General features: G+C 52.8%; 26 protein-coding genes. 21 read left to right on the top strand and 5 right to left on the bottom strand.

Annotated elements, in window-relative coordinates; translation table 11 throughout:
- The first annotated feature begins 3 nt into the window (after nucleotides 1-3).
- The 9 genes from B1A75_RS00245 (at nucleotide 4) to B1A75_RS00205 (ending at nucleotide 8504) form a co-directional block, all read left to right on the top strand.
- Nucleotides 4-309, top strand: coding sequence for a DUF1292 domain-containing protein (locus tag B1A75_RS00245; RefSeq protein ID WP_079935541.1), 306 nt, complete (start codon nucleotides 4-6; stop codon nucleotides 307-309).
- A 241-nt stretch (nucleotides 310-550) separates the two neighbouring features.
- Nucleotides 551-1642: an endolytic transglycosylase MltG gene (gene mltG / locus B1A75_RS00240; RefSeq protein ID WP_074042752.1), complete on the top strand. Its 1092-nt coding sequence runs from the start codon at nucleotides 551-553 to the stop codon at nucleotides 1640-1642.
- Between the two features lie 202 nt (nucleotides 1643-1844).
- Entirely contained in the window at nucleotides 1845-2498 is a 654-nt protein-coding gene (locus B1A75_RS00235) for an O-methyltransferase (RefSeq protein WP_074042842.1), read from the top strand.
- A complete protein-coding gene (locus tag B1A75_RS00230) occupies nucleotides 2495-3424 on the top strand; it encodes a peptidase U32 family protein (RefSeq protein WP_074042751.1) in 930 nt (309 codons plus the stop codon). Before B1A75_RS00235 ends, B1A75_RS00230 begins: the two co-directional genes overlap by 4 nt.
- Nucleotides 3425-3442: 18 nt before the next feature.
- A complete protein-coding gene (locus tag B1A75_RS00225; protein ID WP_011232027.1) occupies nucleotides 3443-4711 on the top strand; it encodes a peptidase U32 family protein in 1269 nt (422 codons plus the stop codon).
- 1 nt (nucleotide 4712) lies between these two features.
- Nucleotides 4713-5348 (top strand): uridine kinase, encoded by a 636-nt coding sequence (udk, locus tag B1A75_RS00220; protein ID WP_011232026.1) that lies wholly within the window; start codon nucleotides 4713-4715, stop codon nucleotides 5346-5348.
- Nucleotides 5349-5458: 110 nt separating this feature from the next.
- The gene (gene greA / locus B1A75_RS00215; protein WP_074042750.1) at nucleotides 5459-5935 is read left to right on the top strand and encodes a transcription elongation factor GreA; all 477 of its coding nucleotides are present in this window, start codon (nucleotides 5459-5461) and stop codon (nucleotides 5933-5935) included.
- 106 nt (nucleotides 5936-6041) lie between these two features.
- Complete coding sequence (locus B1A75_RS00210) at nucleotides 6042-7814, top strand: peptidoglycan D,D-transpeptidase FtsI family protein (RefSeq protein ID WP_079935540.1); 1773 nt, start codon at nucleotides 6042-6044, stop codon at nucleotides 7812-7814.
- Nucleotides 7815-7880: 66 nt separating this feature from the next.
- A complete protein-coding gene (locus B1A75_RS00205; RefSeq protein WP_020278376.1) occupies nucleotides 7881-8504 on the top strand; it encodes a YrrS family protein in 624 nt (207 codons plus the stop codon).
- 113 nt (nucleotides 8505-8617) lie between these two features.
- Here B1A75_RS00205 and B1A75_RS00200 read toward each other — a convergent pair whose 3' ends face one another.
- Complete coding sequence (locus B1A75_RS00200; RefSeq protein ID WP_011232022.1) at nucleotides 8618-8827, bottom strand: YrzA family protein; 210 nt, start codon at nucleotides 8825-8827, stop codon at nucleotides 8618-8620.
- Between the two features lie 188 nt (nucleotides 8828-9015).
- On the opposite strand from B1A75_RS00200, the gene B1A75_RS00195 reads away from it, so the two are divergent.
- The 9 genes from B1A75_RS00195 to ytvI all read left to right on the top strand — a co-directional run bounded on the left by B1A75_RS00195 (nucleotide 9016) and on the right by ytvI (nucleotide 16612).
- On the top strand, nucleotides 9016-9663 hold the full coding sequence (locus B1A75_RS00195) for a class I SAM-dependent methyltransferase (protein ID WP_011232021.1): 648 nt from the start codon (nucleotides 9016-9018) through the stop codon (nucleotides 9661-9663).
- 14 nt (nucleotides 9664-9677) lie between these two features.
- Nucleotides 9678-10385 carry a 5'-methylthioadenosine/S-adenosylhomocysteine nucleosidase gene (gene mtnN, locus B1A75_RS00190; protein ID WP_021322000.1) on the top strand — a complete coding sequence of 236 codons (708 nt, stop codon included), beginning with the start codon at nucleotides 9678-9680 and terminating at the stop codon, nucleotides 10383-10385.
- A 277-nt stretch (nucleotides 10386-10662) separates the two neighbouring features.
- Nucleotides 10663-11586 carry a PLP-dependent cysteine synthase family protein gene (locus tag B1A75_RS00180; RefSeq protein ID WP_074042744.1) on the top strand — a complete coding sequence of 308 codons (924 nt, stop codon included), beginning with the start codon at nucleotides 10663-10665 and terminating at the stop codon, nucleotides 11584-11586.
- Between the two features lie 2 nt (nucleotides 11587-11588).
- Nucleotides 11589-12722, top strand: coding sequence for a bifunctional cystathionine gamma-lyase/homocysteine desulfhydrase (locus B1A75_RS00175; protein WP_074042743.1), 1134 nt, complete (start codon nucleotides 11589-11591; stop codon nucleotides 12720-12722).
- A 62-nt stretch (nucleotides 12723-12784) separates the two neighbouring features.
- Complete coding sequence (locus B1A75_RS00170; protein ID WP_011232017.1) at nucleotides 12785-13033, top strand: YrhC family protein; 249 nt, start codon at nucleotides 12785-12787, stop codon at nucleotides 13031-13033.
- 371 nt (nucleotides 13034-13404) lie between these two features.
- Nucleotides 13405-13548, top strand: coding sequence for a YrzI family small protein (locus tag B1A75_RS00165; protein ID WP_011232016.1), 144 nt, complete (start codon nucleotides 13405-13407; stop codon nucleotides 13546-13548).
- Between the two features lie 525 nt (nucleotides 13549-14073).
- Nucleotides 14074-14787, top strand: coding sequence for an RNA polymerase sporulation sigma factor SigK (sigK, locus tag B1A75_RS00155; RefSeq protein WP_041468263.1), 714 nt, complete (start codon nucleotides 14074-14076; stop codon nucleotides 14785-14787).
- 107 nt (nucleotides 14788-14894) lie between these two features.
- Entirely contained in the window at nucleotides 14895-15506 is a 612-nt protein-coding gene (gene uptA / locus B1A75_RS00150) for an undecaprenyl phosphate transporter UptA (protein WP_074042732.1), read from the top strand.
- A gap of 80 nt (nucleotides 15507-15586) precedes the next feature.
- A complete protein-coding gene (ytvI, locus tag B1A75_RS00145; RefSeq protein ID WP_074042731.1) occupies nucleotides 15587-16612 on the top strand; it encodes a sporulation integral membrane protein YtvI in 1026 nt (341 codons plus the stop codon).
- Between the two features lie 134 nt (nucleotides 16613-16746).
- Here ytvI and motB read toward each other — a convergent pair whose 3' ends face one another.
- From motB to pssA, 3 genes are all read right to left on the bottom strand, one after another.
- A complete protein-coding gene (motB, locus tag B1A75_RS00140) occupies nucleotides 16747-17526 on the bottom strand; it encodes a flagellar motor protein MotB (RefSeq protein WP_074042730.1) in 780 nt (259 codons plus the stop codon).
- Nucleotides 17519-18316 (bottom strand): flagellar motor stator protein MotA, encoded by a 798-nt coding sequence (gene motA, locus B1A75_RS00135; protein ID WP_074042729.1) that lies wholly within the window; start codon nucleotides 18314-18316, stop codon nucleotides 17519-17521. Before motA ends, motB begins: the two co-directional genes overlap by 8 nt.
- A gap of 174 nt (nucleotides 18317-18490) precedes the next feature.
- Nucleotides 18491-19030, bottom strand: coding sequence for a CDP-diacylglycerol--serine O-phosphatidyltransferase (gene pssA / locus B1A75_RS00130; RefSeq protein ID WP_074042728.1), 540 nt, complete (start codon nucleotides 19028-19030; stop codon nucleotides 18491-18493).
- A 123-nt stretch (nucleotides 19031-19153) separates the two neighbouring features.
- Between pssA and B1A75_RS00125 the strand changes: the two genes are divergently transcribed.
- Nucleotides 19154-19948, top strand: coding sequence for a phosphatidylserine decarboxylase (locus tag B1A75_RS00125; protein WP_074042727.1), 795 nt, complete (start codon nucleotides 19154-19156; stop codon nucleotides 19946-19948).
- 36 nt (nucleotides 19949-19984) lie between these two features.
- Here the strand turns inward: B1A75_RS00125 and sda are convergent, their stop codons facing one another.
- Nucleotides 19985-20125: a sporulation histidine kinase inhibitor Sda gene (gene sda / locus B1A75_RS00120; RefSeq protein WP_008879941.1), complete on the bottom strand. Its 141-nt coding sequence runs from the start codon at nucleotides 20123-20125 to the stop codon at nucleotides 19985-19987.
- Between the two features lie 328 nt (nucleotides 20126-20453).
- On the opposite strand from sda, the gene B1A75_RS00115 reads away from it, so the two are divergent.
- On the top strand, nucleotides 20454-20969 hold the full coding sequence (locus B1A75_RS00115) for a YqeG family HAD IIIA-type phosphatase (RefSeq protein ID WP_079935539.1): 516 nt from the start codon (nucleotides 20454-20456) through the stop codon (nucleotides 20967-20969).
- Between the two features lie 2 nt (nucleotides 20970-20971).
- Nucleotides 20972-22081 carry a ribosome biogenesis GTPase YqeH gene (gene yqeH, locus B1A75_RS00110; RefSeq protein WP_074042839.1) on the top strand — a complete coding sequence of 370 codons (1110 nt, stop codon included), beginning with the start codon at nucleotides 20972-20974 and terminating at the stop codon, nucleotides 22079-22081.
- Nucleotides 22082-22091: the final 10 nt, after the last annotated feature.

Raw genomic sequence — 22091 nt, 5'->3', positions numbered from 1 at the left:
AACATGGAACACGGAGACCGTCATATTACCGTTGTCGACGAACATGGCAACGAGCAGCTGTGCGAAATTTTGTTTACGTTTGAATCGGACGATTTTGGCAAGTCGTACGTATTTTACTACCCAGTCGGCGCAGAGGAGGAAGATGAAGACGGCGAAACAGAGGTGCACGTTTCCGCCTTTATTCCCGGCGATGAAAACAAAGAAGGCGAACTGCTCCCAATCGAGACGGAAGAAGAGTGGGACATGATCGAAGAAGTATGGAATACGTTTTGCGCTGAACAGGAAGAGGAAGACGAAGACGACGAATAACGGACAGCAGAGGGGGCCAAAAGGATCGGGGCCCCTTTTCTTATTGGCGTATATGCGCTGAGAAACGATAAGTTGTGTTCCATGCAATGGTTCAGACATCTTCTTGTTTGTCCGACAAATGTTGCGAAGGGCTTCGATTGACCGGCGCGTTTCCTCCCCTGGCTTTGCATTTTTTGACCGTCAAGGGCGAAAAATGCGGAACTTTGTAGTATAATATGGCCGGGGTGAAAGGAGGAAAAAGATGAAACAGAACGATTTTAGGGCGCCAGAGGCGCGGCTTGTGCGGAAAATCGTCTTGATTGTCTGTGCTGTTCTGCTGGCGGCGCTTGTCATTGCCGGCGCCAGCAGTTTCTTATACATCCGTTCAGCGCTTAAGCCCGTCGACCCGAATGACCGCACCCCGGTCCATGTGTCGATTCCGATCGGTTCATCGGCGGCGGCGATTGCCGAGCAGCTCGAACAAAAGCGGCTCATTAAAAGCGCGGCCGTGTTTCGCTTATATGTCCGCTGGAAAAATGAATCCGGCTTCCAGGCTGGGGAGTATGAGCTGACGCGGGCGATGCCAATGGCGCGCATCATCGAGCTGTTAAAAACGGGGAAATCGCTAAAAATCGGATTGAAGCTCACCGTTCCGGAAGGGTCGCAATTGGTGCAAATCGCCGACATCATTGCCGCGAAAACAGGGTACAAACAAGAACAGATTATGAAACTGCTTAACGATCGTGCGTATATCGAACGGCTGATGAAAAAGTACCCAGATTTGTTGACTGATGCTGTTTTTCGGGAAGGCATCCGCTATTCGCTGGAAGGCTACTTGTTCCCGGCGACATATGTGTTTGCGGACGAAAAGCCGCCGCTTTCTGAGATCATTGAGGCGATGGTGGCGAAAACGGCAGCTGTGCTTGGCACATATAAGGCAGCGATGAAAGAAAAAAACATGTCGCCGCATCAGCTGTTGACGATGTCGTCGCTCATTGAGGAAGAGGCGACGGAAAAAGCTGACCGCGAAAAAATCGCCAGCGTGTTTTACAATCGGCTGCGCCGCGGCATGCCGCTTCAAACCGACCCGACCGTTTTGTACGCCCTTGGCGAACATAAAGAGCGTGTGTTGTATAAAGATTTGCAGGTCAATTCGCCGTACAACACGTACATGCATAAAGGACTGCCGCCGGGGCCGATCGCCAACGCCGGCGTAATGTCGATCGAAGCGGCGCTTGAACCGGCGGCGACCGACTATTTATACTTTTTGGCGACACCGGGCGGCGAGGTCATTTTTACGAAAACGTTGGCCGAGCATAACCGGGAAAAGGCGAAACATATTGGGAAACAATAGATCAAAACGGAAGTTGATGGCCGGCAGGGGAAACGGCTTCGTTTTTCCATTGTTTTGTGGTAGTATAGTTGAATAGACCAACGGATACGATGAGAGTCCTTTGCGGCTCTTATTTTTCATGACGACAAAGCGCAAATGCCGGGTTGTGGTTCAACCTTTGGCGAGCGCTTTTCAGTTTGCTGACGGCAGGGAGGAATTCCTCTTGCTTTCCAATGACATTGTTTCGTACTTGCAAAAGCTGCGTCCGGCGCCGGATGAGGACATTGAGGAGATGGAGCAGTACGCCTATCGGCACCGCATACCGATTATGGATCCGGTGAGCATGGAAGTGCTGTTATTCATCTTGAAGCTGATCAGGCCGCGCCGCATTTTGGAAATCGGCACGGCGATCGGCTATTCGGCGATCCGGATGGCAAAGGCGCTGCCGGATGCGCGCATTGTGACGATCGAAAAAGACCGGGAGCGGTATGAGCGCGCCCGTTTTTACATCGAAAAGACGAACACCGAGCGGCAAATCGAGGCGGTGTTGGGCGATGCGCTCGCGGTCGAGGCCGATGTGGCGGCCGCCGCGCCGTTTGATGCGCTGTTTATTGATGCCGCCAAAGGGCAATATGAGCGCTTTTTTACGCTCTATGAGCCGTTTGTGGCTGCAGGCGGCCTCATCATCAGCGACAACGTCTTGTTTAAAGGACTCGTCGCCGCCGAAGCGCCGGCGGACAATCGACGGCTTTGGGACATCGCCCGAAAAATTCGCCGCTACAATGAGTGGCTCATGAGTCGAAGCGACTATGATACGGTCATCATTCCGGTCGGCGATGGGCTCGCCATATCGAAAAAACGAGGTGAAGAACAGTGAAAAAACCCGAATTGCTCGTGACGCCGACGAGCGTTGCCCATATCGACGAGCTGGCTGAAGCCGGAGCGGACGCGGTCATCATTGGCGAGCAGCGCTACGGTTTGCGGCTTACCGGCGAATTTTCCCGCCATGATGTCGCTGCCGCCGTCAAAGCCGCCCACCGGCGCGGCATGAACGTGTATGTGGCGATGAACGCCATTTTCCATAACGATAAAGTGGACGAGCTTGGCGACTACGTCGCGTTTTTGGCTGATGTCGGCGCCGATGCCATCGTCTTCGGCGATCCCGCGGTGCTCTTGACTGTCCGAGAAACGGCGCCGCACATGAAGCTCCACTGGAGCACGGAGACGACAGCGACGAACTGGTATGCGTGCAACTATTGGGGCCGGAAAGGGGCGAAGCGCGCCGTCTTGGCCCGCGAGTTGAACATGGACGCCATTTTGGAAATCAAAGCCCATGCCGAAGTGGAAATCGAGGTGCAAGTGCACGGCGCGATGTGCATGTACCAATCGAAGCGCTCGCTGATCGGCAGCTATTTTGAATATCAAGGGAAAGTGATGGAAGTTGAACGGAAGAAGTACGAAAAAGGGATGTTTCTTTACGACAAAGAGCGCGACAACAAATATCCGATTTTTGAAGACGAAAACGGCACGCATATTATGAGCCCGAACGATGTTTGCATTATCGATGAGCTCGGCGACATGGTCGAGGCCGGCATCGACAGCTTTAAAATTGACGGGATTTTGCACGAGCCGCGCTACATTACCGAAGTGACGAAGCTGTACCGCCGCGCCATCGATTTATGCGCTGATGACCGCGAGCGGTACGAACGGGAAAAAGAGGAGCTGCTTGCGGCCGTTGAAGCGCTTCAGCCGCCGCATCGCCGCATTGACACCGGATTTTTCTTCAAGGAGACCATTTATTGAGAAAAGGAGGGAAGCAGCATGCTTTTAAAAAATGATCGCATCTCCGAGATCATTGACGGCAAGCGCGTCATTGTGAAAAAGCCAGAGCTGCTCGCCCCGGCTGGCAACTTGGAAAAACTGAAAATCGCCGTCCATTACGGCGCGGACGCCGTCTTTATCGGAGGCCAAGAGTACAGCTTGCGCGCCAACGCCGACAACTTTACGATCGAGGAAATTCGCGAAGGGGTCGAATTTGCCAATCGATACGGAGCCAAAGTATACGTAACTGCCAATATTTACGCCCATAACGAAAACATCCCTGGCCTTGATGACTATTTGCGGGCGCTTGAAGATGCCGGTGTTTGCGGCATCATCGTCGCCGACCCGCTCATCATCGAAACGGCGCGCCGGGTGGCGCCGAAGCTTGAAGTGCATTTAAGCACGCAGCAATCGCTTACCAACTGGAAAGCGGTCCAATTTTGGAAAGAGGAAGGGCTCGAGCGGGTTGTGCTCGCTCGTGAAGTGGGCGCAGAAGAAATCCGGCAGATCAAAGAGAAAGTCGATATTGAAATCGAGGCGTTCATCCATGGGGCGATGTGTTCCGCCTACTCCGGCCGCTGTGTATTGAGCAACCATATGACGGCGCGCGACTCAAACCGCGGCGGATGCTGCCAGTCGTGCCGCTGGGATTACGATTTGTATCAGCTCTCCGACGGCCGGGAAATTCCGTTGTTTGAAAAAGGGGACGCCCCGTTTGCGATGAGCGCGAAAGATTTGAATTTAATCCGCGCCATTCCGGTGATGATCGAATTGGGTGTGGATAGCTTGAAAATTGAAGGGCGGATGAAATCGATCCATTACGTGGCGACGGTTGTCAGTGTCTATCGGAAAGTGATTGATGCCTACTGCGCTGATCCAGACCATTTCACGATCCGCGAAGAGTGGGTGCGGGAGCTGGAGAAATGCGCCAACCGCGAGACGGCGCCGTCGTTCTTTGACGGCTTCCCGGATTATACGAACCATATGTACGGGACGCACAGCCGGAAAACGACGCATGAATTCGCCGGTTTGGTGCTTGGCTATGACCCGGAGACGGGCATCGCCACCGTCCAACAGCGCAACCATTTCCGCCCGGGCGATGAAGTCGAATTTTTCGGTCCGGAAATTGAAAACTTCACCCAAGTGATTGAGAAAATTTGGGACGAAGACGGCAACGAGCTTGATGCGGCGCGCCATCCGCTGCAAATCGTGAAATTTAAGGTCAAGCGCCCTCTCTTCCCGTACAACATGATGAGAAAGGAGAATTAAGATGGGGAAGAAGCCCGTTGTCATCGGCGTCGCCGGCGGCTCCGGCTCGGGGAAGACGAGCGTCGCCCGCGCGATTTACGATCATTTCGGCGACCGCTCGATCCTTGTTTTGGAGCAAGACTTTTACTATAAAGACCAAAGCCATCTTCCGTTTGAAGAGCGGCTGAAGACGAACTATGACCATCCGCTGGCGTTTGACAACGATTTGTTGATTGAGCATATTCATAAGCTGCTTCGCTATGAGCCGATTGACAAGCCGGTGTACGATTATACGCTGCACACTCGCTCAAGCGACGTCATTCGCGTGGAGCCAAAGGATGTCATCATCGTGGAGGGCATTCTTGTCTTGGAGGATGAGCGACTCCGCAATTTAATGGACATTAAAGTATATGTCGACACCGACCCGGACATCCGCATCATCCGCCGTCTCATCCGCGATATTAAAGAGCGCGGCCGCACGTTCGATTCGGTCATCGAGCAATATTTGTCCGTCGTCCGGCCGATGCACAACCAGTTTGTCGAACCGACGAAGCGCTACGCGGATGTGATCATTCCGGAAGGCGGACAGAACGTCGTCGCCATCGATTTAATGGTGGCAAAAATTCGCACAGTTCTTGAACAAAAAGCGGTTTTGTAATAACATAACAGAGACAAAACAATATATTATATAACAAGTAAGCGTACGAACAGCCGTTTTTGCTGTTCGTACGTTTTACATAATGCAGAATATATAGAGGAGTGAGATGAATGGCGAACGAAAAGCAGTATCCGATGACGAAAGAGGGAAAAGAGAAGCTGGAACAAGAGCTTGAGTACTTAAAAACGGTCAAGCGGAAAGAAGTGGTGGAGCGCATTAAGATTGCGCGCGGGTTCGGGGATTTGTCGGAAAACTCGGAGTACGATGCTGCCAAAGATGAGCAGGCGTTTGTCGAATCGCGCATCCAAATGCTTGAAAACATGATCCGCAACGCTGTCATCATTGAAGAAGATACAGAAAATCCAGACGTCGTCTCGCTCGGCAAGTCGGTCACGTTCATTGAACTTCCAGACGGCGAGGAAGAGACGTATACGATCGTCGGCAGTGCGGAAGCCGACCCATTTGAAGGGAAAATTTCCAACGACTCGCCGATTGCGAAATCGCTTCTCGGCCGCCGCGTCGGCGATGAGGTGACGGTGCAAACGCCGGGCGGGGAAATGCTTGTGAAAATCGTAGCCGTCAAATAAAAGAGCAGCTGACTTGAGGAAAAGGCGCGCCAATCGGGAAAATGGCCGCCCATCCACGTTTCAAATAGAAACACCTCGTCAACACTGATGATGAGGTGTTTTCTTTATGTGGAAAAAACGAACACTTGCCATGCTCGCCCTCATTCAATTGGGCTTTTTGTTGCTTGTCGGGCGCTTGGCGCAGATCCAGCTGATTGACGCCGAGTCGTTTGCCAGTCATAATTTAATTGCCGAAAGCGTCGCCCAGCGGACGCAAGAACTGATCATTGACGACGGACGCGGCTCGTTCGTCGACCGGAATGGCGCGCCGCTCACGAAGCGATACGTGCCGTCGCTTGTCTTATTCCCGTTTTTAACGGCGATGAAATGGCCGATGGAACAAGTTGCCCGCATCGCCGGCGTCTCTGAAGAAGAGATCCGCCGCCAGCTTGAGCAGGCGGACGGCCCGTTCGTCTTAGAGAAGGACGGAGAGCCGCTCGCTTTGAGCGCGAATCAAATGAAACAAATTAACGATTTGCGCATTCCGGGCGTCTTAGCCGTCAACAAGCAATATCCGCTTGAGACGGTGTACGCCCCGCATTTGCTCGGCTTCACCCGCCCGGACCGTGAGCTAATCAAGAAGCGTTATCCGAAGCGGCCGCTGCCGCCAAAGGCTGAAGTGGGCATTCAAGGGCTTGAGATGGCGTTTGATGAATTTTTGCTCGCCGACGGCGAAACGAAGCTGCTTTATCACGTTGACGCCGAAGGGCGGCCGCTGTTTGGGCTCGATGTCAAATACAGCGACCCGGGCAACCCGTTTTATCCCGTCACCGTGCAAACGACGCTTGACCGCGACATACAGCAAGAGATGGAGCAGATCGTTGACCGATACGGGTTGAAAAAAGGCGGTCTCGTTTTGCTGGATATTGACACAAACAGTGTGCTCGCCATGGTCAGCCGCCCGAACATGGATCCACGCGATCCGTATAAAAACCGTGGGGCGGAAAACCAAATGGTGCTGCCGCAAATCCCCGGCTCGATTTTTAAAACGATCATTGCGGCCGCGGCGCTTGATGAGGGGCTCGCCTCGCTTGAGACGACCTTTGACTGCAGCCGAAAAATTGACGGCAAAACCCGCGATGATGAGCATGATTACGGCATGCTTGATTTAGCGGACAGCTTTGCCGTCAGTTGCAACAATGCCTTTGCCACGCTCGGCAAGCAGTTGATCGAGCACGATCCGGATGCGTTTGAAACGTATGCGAAAAAACTCGGGCTGTATCCGACAGCCGGGTGGGAAGGAGCAGTGTACCATGAGGAGCATTTCCGCCAGTTTCCTGAAGAACGGAAAGGAACGATTTGGAACGATCCGAGCGACAAGCGGGTGCCGCTTGCGGTGGCGCAAACGGCGATCGGGCAAAAAAATGTACGCGTCTCGCCGCTTGGCGTCGCCAACATGATGGCGACGATTGCCCGCGGCGGCGAGGCGCTCAAGGTGCGGGCCGTTGACAAAGTGCTGTATAAAAACGGTGCGACGCTCTTTTCGTTTCCGCCTCAATCGGCTTCAGACATGGAGCCGATCGCGCCGCAGACGGCCGAAGAGTTGCAGCGGCTTTTGCGCGGCGTTGTCACCAAGGAGGATGGCACCGGCCGCCGCTTCCGTTCGCTGCCGTATCCGGTCGCCGGCAAATCCGGGACGGCGGAGACAGGAAAAATGGACGGCGGTGCTGAATTCATTAATAAATGGTTTGCTGGCTATTTTCCAGCCGACCGCCCGAAATACGCCCTCGCTGTCGTTGAGCTCGACTGCCCGAGCGGGCGGGCCTCGACGAATGATGTGTTCGCCGCCGCAGTCGAGGCGCTTTATGCTTATGACCACGCCAAAAATGAAGCGAAGTGACGAACCAAATGTAAGGGGAATCCATGTTTCCAGCACGAACATCATCCAAAGAAGGGAGAGGAGACGGTGGCGCAAATGGGGACACGCTTTGCCGCCCGCGCCAAGCGGCGGAGAATCAACCGTTGGCTCAATGGAGCCATTGCCGTTGTCGTGCTGCTCATTTTGATTGTCGGCGGGAACTTGCTGTTTGGCGATCAACCGAGCGAGAAGGCGGTTGATCGCGAAGCCAAAACAGAAGCGGCCAATGCGAAGCGGGTGGAAGTGGAAACAGGCGAAGCGGCGGCGCCGGCGGAAGCCGAAACGCCCGCCGAGGAAGAAGATGCTGCTTCCACCGATGAAACGAGCGAAGCGGGCATGACAGAAACGCCGGGCCCGCCGGGGTCCAACGTTGAAAAAGAAATCGTCAACCCGGCATGGCAGCCGATCGGTACGACGCAAACGGAGCCGCATGAAACGGTGTTTAAGAAAGATTCGGTCGACTGGAAGGAAATGCTCGATGCCGTCAGCTATGCGACCGGCATCGCCCCGGAGGAGATGATCGTTTGGTTCATCGGCAACAACGGGCCGAACAAAGCAGTCGCGACGATTTCGACGAAAGATCAAATCGCCCATTACAAAGTGTACATTGAATGGGTGACGAACGAAGGCTGGAAGCCGACGAAAGTGCAAAAGTTGAAGCAAAAGCCATAAGCGGCATGATGAGGGGAAGCGGAGATATTCGAAACTTTGGCGGCATCAGTGAAACGATGGCGGTTCATTAGCGGCGGAAACATACACAGGCGCCCAAAAACGAAGGGCGCCTGTTATTTTTTCGCTTTGAAATGAACGACTGCGCTGTACCACCGCTTTCCGTTTTCCATGACGTGCATTTGATGGGATACATGATGGACGGAAAGCAAGAGCGCCTTGTTATGTTCAATTTGTTCGTTGATTTTTTTCTCGAGCGTCCGCAAGTCGTCCGCTTCAAAAAATTCGATTTTGTCCTCGATCAAATCAAGAGAAATGTTCGGCATCGTTCTTCCTCCTTTCCATTGTCAGTGTAGCAAATTTTCCCGCCCTCATCCACCGGAGTACAAGGGGGAACAATACGAACGAACATGATCGTTGAACAAGGGAAAAACATATGCTACAGTAAGAGCAGGCAATACGAAAAAACATACTATATTTATAGGAATTATAAACTTTTTTGGGGTGTGACCATATGGGCAGAGAGTTTCTTGACTTGTTTGAGCAATGGGCGGAATCGTATGACCGATCGGTCGAAGGATACGATGAGCAATATCGAGACGTGTTTGCCGGTTATGACCGCATTTTAAGCACGGTCGCCGACAAAGCCGGCCAAGTCGTGCTCGAGTTTGGCGTCGGCACAGGCAACTTGACGAAAAAGCTGCTTGAGCGCGGCAAGCAGGTGTACGGGATCGAGCCATCGGCGCCGATGAGGAAAAAAGCGGCGGAAAAGCTCAGCGGGCGAGCGGTCATTCTGGACGGCGATTTTTTGCAATTTCCGACACCGCCGGAGCCGATCGACACGATCGCCAGCACGTATGCGTTTCATCATTTGACGGATGCGGAAAAAGACGAAGCGCTGGCCAAATATAGTCAATTGCTCCATCCGGGTGGTAAAATAGTGTTTGCCGATACGGCGTTTCGCGACAAAGAGGCGTTCCGCCAGGCGATTGAGGAAGCCCGAGCGCGCGGCTTCCACGATTTGGCCGACGATTTGGAACGCGAATATTATACGACGCTTGACGTATTGGCATCACTGTTTTCCAAGCATGGCTTTTCCGCCTCCTTTGCGCAGCAAAACGCGTTCGTCTGGGTGATGGAGGCGGTGAAACAAACGACATAGAAAGAGGGAGAACGATGAAAGCAGCCATTATTGGAGCCATGGAAGAGGAAGTGGCGATTTTACGTTCGCGCATGGAAGGGCGCGAGGAAACGGTCATCGCCGGGTGCGAATTTTCCAAAGGGCGCCTTGACGGCGTGGAGGCGGTGTTGTTGAAATCCGGGATCGGCAAAGTGAACGCCGCCATGGGAACGACGCTTCTGCTTGATCACTTTCGCCCTGATTTCGTGATCAATACCGGTTCGGCCGGCGGATTTTTGCCTTCGCTTCGTGTCGGAGATCTTGTCATTTCCGAGGAAGTCGTCCATCATGACGTCGATGTGACCGCGTTCGGCTACGCTTACGGGCAAGTGCCTGGCCTGCCGGCGCGCTACCGGGCGGATGAGGCGCTTGTTGAGGCGGCCAAGCAGGCGGCGGCGCGGCTTGATGGCCTGCAGGCAGTGACCGGCTTGATCGCCACCGGCGATTCGTTTATGAACGATCCAAAGCGAGTCGAATTTGTGCGCGGTCAGTTTCCGGAATTGTGCGCCGTCGAAATGGAAGCGGCGGCGATCGCCCAAGTGTGCGTGCAATTTGGAACGCCGTTTGTCATCATCCGGGCGTTGTCTGATATTGCTGGTGAGGAGTCGGACGTGTCGTTTGAACAGTTTTTGGAGACGGCGGCGAAACATTCGGCTGAACTTGTCTTGTCGATGCTTTCCGTTATGAAACAGAAGCGCTATTAAGATGCAGCGAAAAAGCAGCTTGTCTATTTTCTCGACTGTCGAAGGCAAGCCTATGGCTTGCCTCCGTCACGCTAAGGCGTGACGAAAGACCGAACAACGACTCGCTTAAAGACCCATGAATGGGTCTTTAAGCGGTGTTGTTCGGTCACTCGACAGTCGGATGAAATGATCGGCAAAAACGAAAAATGTTAAAGCTTTAAATTGCATCTATATATATAGACAACAGAACACCGCCGTTTTGCTGCTAAACTGAGCGTGAAGAAACGGAGTGACTTGTATGCGCGTAGCAAAAAGCATCCATGAGTTGATCGGCCATACGCCGGTTGTCGAAATTACGCGCTTCCCCCTCCCGGAAGGCGTTCGGCTGTTCGCCAAGCTTGAATACTTCAATCCTGGCGGAAGCATTAAAGACCGGCTCGGACAAGAGCTGTTGCGCGAGGCGTTTGCATCAGGAAAACTGAAAGAGGGGGGCACGATCATCGAGCCGACGGCCGGCAACACCGGCATCGGTCTGGCGCTGGCGGCGATCGGCAAAAACGTGAACATCATTTTTTGTGTGCCGGAAAAATTCAGCATCGAAAAACAACAGCTGATGAAGGCGCTCGGGGCGCAAATCGTTCATACACCGACTGAAGAGGGAATGGAAGGAGCAATCCGCAAAGCGGAGGAGCTCGCCCGCACGATTCCAGGCGCCTATTGCCCCCAGCAGTTCCAAAACCCGGCCAATCCAAGGACGTATTACAAGACGCTCGGTCCGGAGCTGTGGGACGATTTGGACGGACAGATCGACATTTTTGTCGCCGGCGTCGGCTCCGGCGGCACGTTTATGGGGACGGCGACGTTTTTAAAAGAAAAAAACCCGGCCATTAAAACGGTCATCGTCGAACCGGAAGGCTCGATTTTAGGCGGCGGCAAGCCGGGTCCGCATCGGACGGAAGGGATCGGCATGGAGTTTTTGCCGCCGTTTATGGATCCGGATTATTTTGACGCCATCTACACGATCGCGGACGATGACGCGTTCCGGCGCGTCAGCGAACTCGCGAGACAAGAGGGGCTTTTGGTCGGCAGTTCGTCCGGCGCCGCGTTTCATGCCGCTTTGATGGAAGCAGAGAAGGCAAAGCCAGGGACGAATATCGTCGTCATTTTTCCGGACGGGAGCGAACGCTATTTAAGCAAACACATTTATGAAGGTGGGAGGTAACGATGAGGCGGAAAACAATGCTCATTCATGGCGGCATTCCGGGGGATCCGCATACTGGAGCGGTGTCGATCCCGATTTATCAAGTGAGCACGTATAAGCAAGAAGAAGTCGGAAAGCATAAAGGGTTTGAATACTCGCGCACCGGCAACCCGACGCGCGCGGCGCTTGAGAAGCTGATCGCCGACCTCGAGGGCGGCGAAGCCGGCTTTGCGTTCGCTTCCGGCATGGCGGCGATTACGGCCGTCATGATGTTGTTTCAAAGCGGCGACCATCTGGTGCTCACTGACGATGTCTACGGCGGCACGTACCGCGTCATGACGAACGTGCTGAACCGGTTCGGGCTTGAGGCGACGTTCGTCGATACGAGCGATGTCGCCAACATCGAGGCGCACATCCGGCCGAATACGAAAGCCATCTATATCGAAACGCCGACGAACCCGCTGTTGAAAATCACTGACTTGCAAGCCGCCGCCGCCATTGCCCGTGCGCACGGGCTGCTATTGATCGTCGATAACACGTTTTCCACTCCGTACTTTCAGACGCCGCTTGAGCTTGGCGCCGATATCGTCATCCATAGCGCGACGAAATATTTAGGCGGCCATAGCGACGTCGTCGCTGGGTTGGCGGTTGTCCGCACGCCGGAGCTTGCCGAACGGCTTCATTACGTGCAAAATTCAACCGGCGGCGTGCTCGGGCCGCAAGATTCATGGCTGTTGATGCGCGGGATGAAAACGCTCGCCGTGCGGATGGAGGAACATGAAGAAAATGCGCGCCAAATCGCTGCTTTTTTGGCTGAACACAAGGCGGTCAAGCGCGTTTATTATCCAGGTCTTCCGGATCATCCGAACCACGAGTTGGCGAAAAAGCAAATGCGCGGATTTGGCGGCATGATTTCGTTTGATGTCGGCAGCCTCGAACGCGCCGAGAAAGTGCTGTCGCGCGTGCGCTACTTTACGCTTGCCGAAAGCTTAGGGGCGGTCGAAAGTTTAATTTCGTTGCCAGGGAAAATGACGCACGCCTCGATCCCGAAGGAACGGCGCGAACAGCTCGGCATTACCGACGGCCTGATCCGTTTGTCGGTCGGGCTTGAAGATGTCAACGATCTGCTTGACGATTTGGCGCAGGCGCTTGGCTGAAATTGCCGCTCCCCCCTTCCGTCCATGTATGATACAGTGAAAGGGGAGAGGAGGGGTCGGGCTTGAACGAGCAGCAACGAAACGAGCTGCGGGCCAAGGCGGGCGACTTTAAAACATACAGTCTCGTCTTGTTCGCGTTTGGAGCGTTTCTCTATTTCGGAACGATCATCCCAGGAGCGGTTGAGACAGCGAAAAAGCCGTTCGCCCTATTGGCGGTCGCCGTCTGTTTTACCGCGTCGCTTTCCTGTTTGCGCCAAGCCGCCCGCTATGCCCGTCGTCTTGAGGAAGAAGAAAAGCGGTTCGAACCGTAAACCTGCCTTTTGGCCGAAAGGCGGGTTTTTGTTTAGCCATGCTGGCGTTCAAGGGAAAGCAAGCTTTTTGCCTATTTTGCAAAAAAACGGTTTACAATGGAAATAATTTTGGATATAATTACCTACGTAGCATCATTTCCAAAGGGAGGTCGAAGACAATGACAATGATGATGTGGACAACAGTAACGCATCCATTCTATCAAACGGCTATTCGACCTTCCGCCGACCGGGAATGAACGTGCACCGATGACGAAAAACAGCGATCGGGCCGCAGAAGGGGAGTAGTCTCGCTTTCTGCGGCCTTTTTGTACGCTTAGCCGCAGAAACGCCTTCCTTCTGCGGTTTTTTGCATGGAAAGGAGGTGGGGAGGCATGACGATCCATTTGTTTTTTATCACGATCACGATTGAGCGGAGAAAGCCGCGGCAACGGAACATCGAAGAGGAGCGGTTCGCGCGTGCAGCCGAGGAGGAGTTGCTTGACCGCAAATGTTCCGCTCATCAACGGTTGTTTTAAAACAATGGAGATGAAAGGGGAGAAGATTCATGTCAATTGTACCAGTATGGCTTGTGATGTGGATGAAACAGACGGGAGACTCGACTTGACTCAGGCTAAAGGGGTGTTATCGGTGCTCCGCGTGCTGTTGTTGACGGTCGAATTTCACGAATTGTTCAAAATGTGGCGGAAGCGTTCCCTGTCTTCTTTGGTAAAATAAAATCTAGAAGAGAAGGTCAAGGAGGGAACGGGGATGTTCGCCGTTGTCATGTCGATCATCATTACCGCGTCGATTGCGCTTGTTGTCGCCGCGGAAGTCAGCGTTGAGGCAAGAGCGTAAGCACGGCGGTTCTTCTGCATCGGGAGGGGGATAAGCAGGCGGACCGCATCAGCAGAACGTTGGCATCAATCGTTTTTGATTGGTCAAGTCATTGCCGGCTCATTTCGGGCCGGTCTATTTTTGTCGTAAAGACACGGACAACATCGCCCCTGCATATACATAACGATAGGCGGTTTCCGCCGATGACAGCAGGCGGGGGTGAGAGCATGTCCGGCATTTTCACGGCGTTTACGTTTCTGTTGAAAGAGCTGACGTTTCTTGTCTCGTATATTAAAAACAATGCGTTTCCCCAGCCGTTAAGCGCTCAAGAAGAGGAAAAGTATTTGGCGCTGATGGCAAAAGGCGACGAGCAAGCCCGCAACCGGCTCATCGAACACAACTTGCGCCTTGTTGCCCATATTGTGAAAAAGTTTGAAAATACGGGAGAAGAGGTTGAGGATTTAATCTCCATTGGCACGATCGGCTTGATCAAGGCGATTGAAAGCTATTCGCCGGGCAAAGGAACGAAGTTGGCAACGTATGCGGCTCGATGCATCGAGAACGAAATCCTGATGCACCTGCGTTCATTAAAAAAAACGCGCAAAGACGTTTCACTGCATGAGCCAATCGGCCAGGACAAAGAAGGAAACGAAATCAGCCTGCTTGATATTTTAAAAGCCGAAGGCCAAGACATCGTCGATGAAATCCACTTGAACATGGAGCTCGAACAAGTCAAACAATATATCAGCGTGCTTGATGAGCGGGAAAAAGAGGTGATCATCAATCGCTTTGGCCTCGGCCGGCAGCGGGAAAAAACGCAGCGTGAAATCGCTAAAGAGCTCGGCATCTCAAGAAGCTACGTCTCGCGCATTGAAAAACGGGCATTAATGAAAATGTTTCACGAGTTTTATCGGCAGGAAAAAGAAAAACGGCGGTCATAACAAAAGCGGGTTGCTGGTGCAGCGACCCGCTTTTCCATTTTGTTTGCAAGGAACGTATAGTATAATGAAAAAATGGACAAGGAAGCGAAAGACAAGGGGGAAAAACGGTGCACGAAGTCATTCAATCCATGTTTTCATTTTTGACCAGTTTAGGCTATGCCGGCATCGCTCTCGCCTTGATGGTGGAAGTTATCCCGAGCGAGATCGTGTTGGCTTATGCCGGTTATTTGGTAGCACGGGGGGATGTCTCATTTGCTGGGGCCGTGGCAGCCGGAACAGTAGGCGGCACGGTGGCGCAACTGTTTTTGTATTGGATGGGCTACTATGGTGGACGACCGTTTCTAGATCAGTATGGGAAATATGTATTGATCCAGAAAAAACATTTGGATGTGGCGGAACGCTGGTTTGCGAAATTTGGCCCCGGCGTCATTTTCAGCGCCCGGTTTATTCCCGTCGTCCGCCATGCGATTTCGATCCCGGCCGGCATCGCTCGGATGAAGTGGTTGCCGTTTACGATTTACACGGTGTTGGCTATCATCCCGTGGTCCATCTTGTTTATTTGGTTGGGAGAGCAGCTTGGCCAACGATGGCGGCAAATTGACGAGATGGCGGCGCCATATGTCCGACCGGCTATCGCAGCGGCGGTGGCGGTGGCGGTGATTTACATCGTTTGGCAATGGCGGCGTCGCGCTGCAGATGAAAACGAGCGCATAAAATAGTTGCCCGTCCGCATGCTGTCGGCTATATTTATACATGAACCATCTTTTGGCTAAATTTTTATGAAAAATGAGGGACGAACGTGAAACGTTGGATTATGATTGCGTTGCTATTCGCTGTGGGGCTATGGCTTGTGCCATACAGCGTGCCGCTTCTCTTCGCACTTGCGACTGCGCTTTTGCTCGAGCCGTCCATCCGCCGATTGCAAGAAAACTATAAGCTGAAGCGCGCGCACGCCGTCACGGCGATTTTTTCATTGTTTATCATCATTCTGGGGCTTTCCCTTTACTTTCTAGTCGTTATTTTTGTACAGCAAGTGATGGCGCTCTCGCAAAAACTGCCTTACTTCTTAAGCGAAACGACGAAAGTGCTCGACCGCCTCATTCAAACGTGGCAGTCGTATTCCAGCTCCATTCCACAGGAAATCATCGATTCGCTTGAACGCGGCGTAAATACCGTCGAGCAAATGCTTTTGTCGTTTGCGACCAATTTGACGCAGTCGCTTGTCCATTATATTGCCGCCATTCCGGCGTTTTTGATTCATTTTTTAGTGTATTTGATCGCGCTGTTTCTCATCTGCCTCGATTTGCCGCGGCTGAAGCACGGCATGCGCCGCTACTTGTCCGAACGGACCGAACAGCGGCTTGGGATGGTCGTCGCCCAACTGAGCAAAGCGGGGATCGGTTTTTTAAAAGCGCAGTTTTTGCTTAGTTTGATTACGTTCTTTCTTGCGTTAGCCGGTTTGCTGCTGCTCGGTGTCGATTATGCCGCGCTGATGGCGCTTGTCATTGTCATTGTGGATATTTTGCCGATTTTAGGGACCGGCTCGGTGCTTGTTCCGTGGGGGGGCATCAGCATCATAAATGGAAACAATGTGCTCGGCATCGGTCTGATCGTGTTGTTTGTCGTCATTACCGTCGTGCGCCGGATCATCGAGCCGAAAGTGTTTTCCACCAATTTGGGCATTTCCCCGCTCGCCGCGCTCGTCAGCGTCTATCTGGGATTTCAGCTGCTTGGCTTTATCGGGTTGTTCGTCGGGCCGGTCGTTGTCATTTTGATTGAGGCGCTTGCTAAAGCTGGGGTCATTAAATGGACGATCAAGCTTTGATTTTTTTCGGGCAAGGGTCTTCACGGATGAAGGGGGAAAAACCGGCGAACCGCCGGTTTTTCCGTTTGGACATGGGCAAGGGCGTTTTGGCAAGACGGCGGCTAAAGAAAAACCGCCCGCTGAAGGCGCGGCGGTCACTGAGTGGATGTGGACGAATCGTTGACGTCGGTGTGCGGCAAAATCAAAATTTCGACACGCCGGTTTTTCATCCGCCCGGCAGCGGTGGCGTTGGAGGCGATCGGCTTGTATTCGCCATACCCTTTGGCGCTGAAATAGCGTGGGTCGAGCTGCTTGTTTTCAAGCAGCACTTTCGTGAAATTGACGGCGCGCATGACGCTTAGCTCCCAGTTGGAAGCAAATTTCTCGTTATGGATCGGCACGTTGTCCGTATGGCCGCTGATAATGACATTGCGCGGCGGGTTCATGACGAGCAAAGCGGAGATTTCCGCCGCCAGACGCCGGTCTTTCATGCGCACTTCGGCGCTGCCGGAGTCGAATAAAATATCATCTACAATCGTAATGGCGAGCCCTTCGTCTGTCAAGGAAGTCTGCAGTTTTCCCGTCAGCTTGTTGTCGCGGATGTAGCTGTCGATTTTCGCTTTGATTTGCCCTAATTCTTCTTTTTCCTTTCCGCTTACGGCTGGAGAAGGCTGCTTTGCTTGATGCCATCCTTCTTCGTCTTGGGCCGGTGGAGTGATCGGCTCGATCGGGCTTTGAAAGTCAAGGACGCCTGTTCCGCCGGCAAAGGCGGTGCTAAAGGCGCGCGCAATTTCTTGAAACTTCTTTTGGTCAATTTGGCTGCTCGCAAACAAGACGATGAACAAGGCGAGCAGCAGCGTCAGCAAATCCGCGTACGGAATCAGCCACGATTCGCTCATGTGTTCGTCATGCCCGCTCTTTTTTTTCTTAGCCATTGGCCGTTTCTCCTTCTTGTTGCGTCACTAATTGGCGCCGCTCGCTTTCCGGCAAGTATGAAGCGAGTTTTTGTTCGATCATGCGCGGGGCTTGTCCTTCCAAAATGGACAGCACCCCTTCAATCATAATGTAGCGCACGCGCGCCTCTTCCTTCGATTTCCGCCGCAGTTTGTTGGCAAACGGATGCCAAAGCACATAGCCGGTGAAAATGCCGAGCATCGTGGCGACAAAAGCCGCGCTGATGGCCTTGCCGAGCTCGGCGATGTTTTCCATATTGCCAAGCGCGGCAATCAGGCCGATGACGGCGCCAAGCACCCCGAGCGTCGGCGCATACGTGCCCGCTTGGGAAAAAATCGCGGCATTCGCTTCGTGGCGTTCTTCCATGGCGGCGATTTCCTCTGTCATCACATCGCGGATGAACTCTTGCGTTTGCCCATCGATCGCCATGCTGAGCCCGTTGCGCAAAAACGGGTCATCAATGTCGTCCAATTTCGCCTCGAGCGCCAGCAGCCCTTCGCGGCGGGCGATATTCGCCCAATCGACAAACAGCGGAATCAGTTGTTCGACCGTTGGCGTCGCCGATTCCGTGAAAATGACTTTGAGCAGCTTTGGCACTTTTTTAATTTCCTGCGTCGGAAAGGCGATGACGACCGCTGCCGCCGTCCCGACGAGAATGATGAGGATAGCTGCCGGATTGATCAATACAGCAGGCGAAACGCCCTTAAAGTACATGCCCAACCCGACGGCAATGACGCCAAGAATGATGCCGATGACCGATGTTTTGTCCAAATGAATCCCCCCGCTTTTTCCATACGAACGATCTACGCCATTGGGCGTTTTTATAAAGAAACCATATTTATCATATACTGAATATAGGAGGTTGAAAAGGGAAAAAGGTGTGACATGAGACGCAAAAAGCCGCCCGCTCCATTAGGCTGACGGAAAGGGCAGCTCCGGTGATCGTCATATTTTTTTTAGCTTAAACGTGCCGACCATTAAAAACGATAAAATGAGCGCCAAAAACATAAACGACTGCGGCGGGAAGTACGGGATGGCCAAATAGCCGAGCGTCATCAGCACCCCGGCGGCCGTGATCGGCAGCCCCGCGAAGTAGCCGTTGTTTTCTGTGATGTTAAAGCGGGCGAGGCGGAAGGCGCCGCAAGCGATGTACAAAACGGTGAATACCGCGCCGGGCGCGCCGAACTCGTGGAACAAGCCTTGGTACATCAGCAAGGCGGGAGCGACGCCGAAGGAGACGATGTCGCTCATCGAATCGAGTTGCTTGCCAAGTTCGGATTCAATGTTCAGCTTGCGCGCCACAGCGCCGTCAAAGCGATCGACAAACGCTGCTAAAAAAACGAGCAGCACGCTCATATGAAGCTGCCCTTTCAGTGTAGCCAGGACGGAAAAGCCGCCAAGCGACAAGTTTGTCATCGTCAAAATGTTTGCCACGTTTGCTTTCAGCTTTTTTAACGTATAATCTAAATAGTCCGATAAGAACAAGTTTCCCCACTCCTTTTCCAACAGAAAACGCCAAAAGAAAATTCTACTACCATTATACTCATTTTGGCGGTAATATGGAAGGTAGTAACGAATGGCGATGTTGCGCTACTGGAGGGAACGTGCTTGCGAAAATGGCTTTATCGTTTGTTCATCGAGCTGACCAATCACTCGCTTTCTTCAAAGCTGCTCGCTTCGTTTGCCAAATCGCGCCTCAGCGGGCTATTGATATCATCGTATGCAAAAATTTATCATATTAACCAAGACGAAATGGAAAAAAGCCTAAAAAATTATAAGACGTTGCAGCAGCTGTTCGTCCGCCGGCTGAAGGCCGGGGTGAGGCCGGTCGACGCTGATGAGCATACGGTCGTCAGCCCGGTCGACGCTGTCATTGAAGACATGGGCACGATTCGAGAAAACTGTGAAATGATTGTCAAGGGAAAGCCGTATTCCATTGCGGAAATGCTCGGCAGCGTCGAAGCGGCTCAGCCATATGTGAACGGGTTCTTTTTTATTCTGTATTTAAGCCCGAGCCATTATCATCGAATCCACAGCCCAATATCTGGGGTGATCGAAAAGCAGTGGGCGCTCGGCCGCAAGTCGTATCCGGTCAACCGTCTCGGCTTAAAATATGGGCGTCGGCCGCTGGAGAAAAATTACCGCCTCATCACCGAGGTCACAGCCGGCGGCAAGCGCTTGGCAATCGTGAAAATCGGCGCCATGTTCGTCAACAGCATCGAATTGACCCATGAGGGTGAGCAACTTGTCAAAGGAGAGGAAATGGCGTATTTTTCGTTCGGTTCAACGGTCGTCTTGCTGTTTGAACGAGGAAGCTTCGCACCTGACCCGCGCATTGTTGCGCCCATGCCGATCAAAGTCGGCGAGCGGCTCGGCTATTGGTGCCAGGCGCACGAACGCTAAGGCTTTCGGAAACAAAAAAAGCCCGAAGGCCTTCGTTTATGAGGACAGCTTAATTTTATGGGTCAATGAACGGCGCTGGATTTCTTTTTCAATCAACTCGATGAATTCCGGGCTGAGGTTGAGCTCTTTCGCCTTGAAGTACGACTCGATCAACAGCTCGTCGGACAGATGTTTCATCGGGGGTGTCCTCCTTTTTTTGGATGGAATATGACAAGCATGTCATACATATAATGGTAGGTTACTTACACTGTACCATGATTTGTGAAAGAGAACAACCGTTCCATTATCCACAGAAAATGGTGGATAACATGTGGAAAACATGTTTATAAAGTGGTGAAAGTGCGATAACCAGCTTGTGTATAATGTGGGCAACAGTTATCCACAAGATGGAGAGGTGCAAAATTTGTCGAAAATTTTTTCTATTTATCATTGGCAAACTTTGTTTTGAAACAAACGATAAAATTCGCTATGATGGGAAAAGCAAATGGAAAGGCGGGTGTCCGGCATGCTTCACTACTTTTTGCCAAGCCAGTTTGCCAAGCGTGTTATCGACATTACCCCCGATGAGCTGAAGAAAAAAGGGGTCAAAGGGATTATCACCGATCTAGACAACACGCTCGTCGAATGGAATCGGCCGAGCGCCACCCCGGAGCTGGCCGCATGGTTTGATGCGATGAAGCAGGTGGGCATTAAGGTCGTCATCGTATCGAATAATAATAAACAACGCGTGCAGTCGTTTGCTAAGCCGCTTGGCATCCCGTTCATCTTTGAAGCGCGCAAACCGCTGACACGCGCGTTTTTGCAGGCATTAAAGATGATGGAGCTTAAGAAAGAGGAAGTCGTCGTCATCGGCGACCAGTTGCTGACCGATGTGCTTGGGGGCAACCGGCTTGGACTCAACACGATTTTAGTCGTCCCGGTCGCCCAGACGGACGGATTATGGACGCGCTTCAATCGAAAAGTAGAGCGGAAAATTTTAAACGTTATGCGCAAAAAAGGGATGATTTACTGGGAGGAATGATCGTGGAGCGACAACTGCGTTGCATCGGCTGCGGAGCGGCCATTCAGTTTGACGATCCGAAAAAGGCGGGCTATGCGCCGAAAAGCGTGCTCGAAAAAGACGAGGAAGAAATCATTTGCCAGCGCTGCTTCCGCTTGAAACATTACAACGAAGTGCAAGACGTGCCGCTTGATGACAGCGACTTTTTAAACATGCTGCACCGCATCGGGGAATCGAAGGCGCTTGTCGTCAACATCGTCGACATTTTTGATTTCAACGGCAGCTGGATTCCTGGTTTGCCGCGGTTTGCGGCCGAGAATCCGATTTTGCTTGTCGGCAACAAGGCGGATTTATTGCCAAGGTCGGTCAAATATCCGAAGCTGCTGCGCTGGATGCGCCGCATGGCTGAAGAGCTCGGGCTGCGTCCGGTTGACGTCTGCCTTGTCAGCGCGGCGAAAGGAATTGGCATGGCGAAGGTGATGGAAGCGATCAACCGTTACCGTGAGGGCGGTGATGTCTACGTCGTCGGCTGCACGAATGTCGGCAAGTCGACGTTCATCAATCGGATCATTGAAGAGGCGACCGGCAAAGGGAATGTGATTACCACGTCATATTTCCCGGGAACGACACTCGATATGATCGAAATTCCGCTTGAGGGTGGAGCGACGCTGTATGATACGCCGGGGATCATCAACCATCACCAAATGGCGCACTTTGTTGATGCACGCGATTTGAAGATCATTACGCCGAAGCGGGAAATCCATCCGCGTGTTTATCAGCTCAACGAAGGGCAGACGCTCTTTTTCGGAGGCTTGGCCCGCCTCGATTACATCAAAGGCGGGCGCCGCTCGTTCGTCTGCTACATGGCCAATGAGTTGACGGTTCATCGGACGAAGTTGGAAAAAGCCGACTCCCTTTATGCCAATCAGCTTGGCGATTTGCTGTCGCCGCCAAACAAACGCTATGCCGCTGAATTTCCGCCGCTTGTGCCGCGCTCGCTGTCGGTCAAAGAGCGGAAGACGGACATCGTCTTTTCCGGACTCGGCTGGGTGACGTGCAACGACCCGGGTGCTCAGCTCGTCGTCCATGCTCCAAAAGGGGTCGACGTATTTATCCGTCAATCGTTGATTTAATGGAAAGCGG

Source organism: Geobacillus sp. LEMMY01 (assembly GCF_002042905.1).
Lineage (GTDB): Bacteria > Bacillota > Bacilli > Bacillales > Anoxybacillaceae > Geobacillus > Geobacillus proteiniphilus.
The sequence above is the reverse complement of the archived record's forward strand: the minus strand, read 5'-3'. Positions and strand labels throughout refer to the sequence as shown.